General features: G+C 40.1%; 4 protein-coding genes. All 4 read left to right on the forward strand.

Annotated elements, in window-relative coordinates:
• The first annotated feature begins 147 nt into the window (after positions 1-147).
• Genes EO125_RS09625 through galU form a run of 4 tightly spaced genes read left to right on the forward strand, consistent with a single transcriptional unit; the run spans position 148 to position 4,193 of the window.
• The gene (locus EO125_RS09625; protein ID WP_127148708.1) at positions 148-594 is read left to right on the forward strand and encodes a hypothetical protein; all 447 of its coding nucleotides are present in this window, start codon (positions 148-150) and stop codon (positions 592-594) included.
• 57 nt (positions 595-651) lie between these two features.
• The gene (locus EO125_RS09630) at positions 652-1,725 is read left to right on the forward strand and encodes a hypothetical protein (RefSeq protein WP_127148709.1); all 1,074 of its coding nucleotides are present in this window, start codon (positions 652-654) and stop codon (positions 1,723-1,725) included.
• 9 nt (positions 1,726-1,734) lie between these two features.
• The gene (locus EO125_RS09635; protein ID WP_127148710.1) at positions 1,735-3,294 is read left to right on the forward strand and encodes an LptA/OstA family protein; all 1,560 of its coding nucleotides are present in this window, start codon (positions 1,735-1,737) and stop codon (positions 3,292-3,294) included.
• Between the two features lie 14 nt (positions 3,295-3,308).
• A complete protein-coding gene (gene galU / locus EO125_RS09640; RefSeq protein WP_127148711.1) occupies positions 3,309-4,193 on the forward strand; it encodes a UTP--glucose-1-phosphate uridylyltransferase GalU in 885 nt (294 codons plus the stop codon).
• Positions 4,194-4,515: the final 322 nt, after the last annotated feature.

Below are 4,515 nucleotides of genomic sequence, written 5' to 3' on the forward strand. Positions count from 1 at the left end.
ACGCAGGATTCTTTAGTAACGAGGAACCCTCTATTAAAGCTAGGCAATTATTTTTCCAACAAAAAGTTGACACCGTCGTCTCGTATACTTTGTATGGAATAAAAATTTGTTTTTTGATACAATGGAGAAGAAAAGGAGGATATTACGATGAAAAAACAAATCGTAGCTGCCATGGTAGCATTCTCAGTAGCCACTGTAGGTGCTGTTGGAGTTCAACAAGCACAGGCATTTAATTTAGGAAGTCTAGTAGGAGGAGTATTGAAAGTAGGAGGCGTGGGCTTTCTAGTAGATAAATACGGTGACTCCATTAATAACTTCTTGAATACCCTATTAAAGCAAAATAATTTGAGTACTACTTATTCAACGAAAGTAGTTCCTATAGTGAGTCTTGGCAAAGGAGCTCATATCGGTGCGGCACAGGTAACAGGACCTAGCAGTGAAGTGGAACGTGTTGAGGCAGTAGCGCAAATAGAGGCTAGTTTTAATTCCGTAGCTCGCGTAAAAGGACTAGTCCCGATTGATAGCACCAACCCAACGAAGGCTAATCGCATTCAAGGAGTTGGCGTATCAGCGATTATAGATTTGAAGATTTAATGGATTAGCACGGGCTTGCCCGTGCTATCTATGTGTTAGTAGAGATGAGGAGATACTATGAAACGTTCTGCTGTATTAGGAGCCGTATTCGCTCTTTTAACAACAAGTGTATGGGCGGCGCCAGACACAGTTTTAGAAAAAACAGAAACTTTGGAAAGTACTGTGTATGGTAAAGTGCAAGTAGGTGCACTAACAGATCGAGTACATCAATTGCAAGATACTATTTATGGTAAAATACAACAAGGTAGTATTACTGGGCAAGTAGACTCTTTGTATACATCAGTAGAAGGTCAAGGTACAAAGATAACATTGCATCAAGAAGTGAATGCCTTGGAATGGATGTATTTTGATGAAGTTCATAGTGGATCTCTCGTAGAGCGCGTTGGGGAAATGGAACGCAGCGTGAATGGTATAGAAGCAAAAGGGTCCTTACAAAGTCGTGTACAAAAATTAAAACAATCTATTTTTGGCACACAAGTGGCATTACGTGCTAAACAAGGTACGATTGGGGCTGATCAAGTATTTACTCTAGAATTGACAGAACCTGTGACATCTCAAAAAAATGTGAAAGATGATGTGGTACATGTCAAAGTAGCAGAGGATGTAATGGATGGAGAAACTTTGTTGATTCCTAAAGGAACAGTAGGAACCGGTCATATTACAGAAATTACAAAAGCTCGCTCCTTTGGTCGTAATGCTAAATTGAACATTGTATTTGATCAATTACAAGGTATTGATGGTACCGTGTTTACTGCTATCCAAGGGGAAGAAGCAAAGGCTAAAACAAAAGGTGAATTAAAAGCGGCAGGGGCCTCTGTAGCAGGAGCTGTATTATTGGGACCGGTGGGTCTTGTAGGTGGTTTCTTTGTAAAAGGAAAATCCATTGATTTGCCAGTAGGAACGCTTGTGTATGTACAGCCTGAATCTTCTGTTACAATTTCTGGGGTAGAAGTGCATGGTGTGGATACTGGAATAGTTGCAAAAGCTCCTGTGGAACCAGTGGCAGCGCCGAAAGCAGCAGATCCAGTTGCCACAGAAGCACCAGCTGTGAAGACAGAACCAGTACAAGTAGTACCCGATGATTCGTTAACAGAAAAACCAGTCATCATTGTAAAACGCGAGAAAGACTAGGAGATGGGCATGAAAAGATATTCTGTAACAGTCGCTGCTATCTTAACAGTATTGGCATGTACACAAGGTCATGCACAAACGGTAGATGTGACACAACCAGTTTTTGAAGAGACTACAAAAGCTAGTGACATCCACTATGTAGAAAAGCCTGTAGTGTCTGCAGTGTCTACAGATACACAATATGCACCGAATTTACAGGTAAAACCAGTTGCTCATAAAGAAAAACAAGAAGTCGCAAAACCAGTACTTCCAGTTCGTATTGATGCTGATAAAATGTATTATAATGACACAACTGGTCGTGTATGGGCTAATGGTTCCGTGGAAGTGGAACGTGGTAATCAGCAACTGTTATCGGAAAAAATTGAAGGGAATACGAAAAGTCAACAATATGAAAGTGCAACGACATATCGTTTCTTAGAAGATAAAGGGGTCACTAAAGATCTAAAAGGTTCTCGTATTACCTATAATGCGGCTACTGGTGAAGCGCATACAAAGGATGTATTTGGCTATGCGGATCCCTATTGGGTAAAAGCAGAAGTAGGTGACTTTGATGGCAAGACTGGTCGCATTGAAAAAGGGTGGTTAACGACAAAACATGCTATCGCTTTCAAAGGAGCACCTGATTACCGCGTGGAAGGAGACTATATAGAAGTATTCCCTGGCGATAAAGCAGTCGTTCATAATGCAAGCTTTTATATTAAAAATAAACGAATTATGTCTTTGAAGAAATATACGGTGTCTTTGCGTCAAGATAAACAAGGACAAGTAAGTGTATTTTCCTTTGTGCCAAGACCAAAATATAATTCTTCTGATGGATTGAGTTTGACGGGTAAAATTGATTATCCGATATCTGAGCATGGGGAACTTTTCTTGCATTATACATGGGGTACAAATATTGGCTTTAAACCGTCCTTTGGATATGTTCATTTTTTACCTTGGGGTGCAGCCAAAGTGGCGTACAGTCGTGAGTCAGCTACACTGAATGCGAAAAAAGTATGGGTAGAAAAGAGACCTGAAGTATCTCTAGATACACATGCTTACCATATAGGTAGTACGCCATTTACAGCACGTGGTGGTGCTAGCTATGGTAAATGGTATGAAGGGCACATTACAGGAACCCATGCAAAATATTATGGTGAAATATCACATGACCCAGTACATATGGGACGGAATACGGATGTTAGATTTTATGGTGGTTACCAGCGCGACTACTACGGATATAACTCATCAGTTCGTTCCATGCCTTATTGGGGCGTAGGGGCTACTACAAAGATAGGACCACGTGTGAAAGTTTGGGCTGGGTATCGTCAAAGTAATGTATCAGTGTTAGCAGATTCTCCGTATCCATTTGACCAAATTGATGTGAAGTACAATTTATATTACGGGTTTAGTGTGCAAGCGACTCGCTTGGATCGTTTTAGCCTTCATATACAAAAAGATTTGCAAAATCATGCCTTGCGCTACGTAGATGTGACTTGGCATCGAGATATGCACTCTTTTGAGGGGTCTTTAACGTATCGTACGAAACAAAAGAAATGGGAATATACTTTTGTAGCGAAAGATTTTTAACCTAAGGGGACACCATGAAAAAAGTTAGAAAAGCGGTTATTCCAGCAGCAGGTTTTGGTACACGCTTTTTGCCTGCCACCAAGGCACAACCGAAAGAGATGTTGCCCATCGTGGATACACCGACTATACAATACATTGTGCAAGAAGCTATCGATTCAGGTATTGAAGACATTCTTATCATTACAGGACGTAACAAACGTGCTATTGAAGACCATTTTGATACTAGTGTAGAATTGGAACAATTGTTGCAACAACAAGGGAAGAAACAACATCTAGATATGGTAAGAAATTTGGCGAATATAAAGGTGCATTACATTCGTCAGAAATCGGCTCGTGGTTTAGGGGATGCTATCTATTGTGCGAAGTCTTTTATAGGGGATGAGCCATTTGCTGTTCTTTTAGGAGATGATGTGGTATATAATACACATACGCCATGTTTAAAACAACTTATCGACTGTCACTATGCCCACGATGGCGTGACTATATTGGGGACACAATTTGTAGCGCCAGAAAAGGTGAGTTCCTACGGCATTGTATCAGGGCGTGAAATTGAACCGAATGTGTACGAAGTAGCTGGGCTAGTGGAGAAACCACCACTCGAATATGCTCCATCGAACTTAGCTGTCTTGGGTCGTTATATATTGACACCAGATATATTTGATGAACTAGAAAAAACTCCTCAAGGTGCGGGCAATGAAATTCAGTTAACCGACGCTATTGCGAGACTTTCATCAAGAATTTTAGCCTACTCCTATGAAGGTGTGCGCTATGATATAGGCGATCGCTTAGGCTATTTAAAGGCCACAGTAGAATACGGCTTGCGTAATCCACAGTTAGCAGAGGCTTTCAAAAACTATTTACAAGAACTAGACATTGATGCGGTTATGAATGAATCGTAGCTCGCAGTTGTAGGTTCATATAAAAAGTTCTTAGTGCTAGATATCTAAATAGGAAGTGTATGTAATCAACGGATATTATGAGGTTAAAACCTTGTGATATCCGTTTTTGTTCTACTAGTAGTTTCTTTTTTACTATATAGCATGAAAAGGTTATTCTCTTTCAGCATAAGGATTCGGACACCGTATACATTGTGAGGTGTCATGTAAAAGGTATAAGCATTGGATACATACACAAGATATGATTGGTTAGTGTAAAATGTTTGTGGGAAAATAAAATAGCAAAAGAAGGTCATCCTTTGTTACAATGAATGTGTTCAAATAA

The sequence above is a fragment of the Veillonella sp. VA139 genome (assembly GCF_003992005.1).
GTDB lineage: Bacteria > Bacillota > Negativicutes > Veillonellales > Veillonellaceae > F0422.

What these genes read in the sequence shown, in the direction of transcription:
- EO125_RS09625 (WP_127148708.1), top strand. Translation starts at nt 148, where the DNA reads ATGAAAAAACAAATCGTAGCTGCCATGGTAGCATTCTCAGTAGCCACT.
- EO125_RS09630 (WP_127148709.1), top strand. Translation starts at nt 652, where the DNA reads ATGAAACGTTCTGCTGTATTAGGAGCCGTATTCGCTCTTTTAACAACA.
- EO125_RS09635 (WP_127148710.1), top strand. Translation starts at nt 1,735, where the DNA reads ATGAAAAGATATTCTGTAACAGTCGCTGCTATCTTAACAGTATTGGCA.
- galU (WP_127148711.1), top strand. Translation starts at nt 3,309, where the DNA reads ATGAAAAAAGTTAGAAAAGCGGTTATTCCAGCAGCAGGTTTTGGTACA.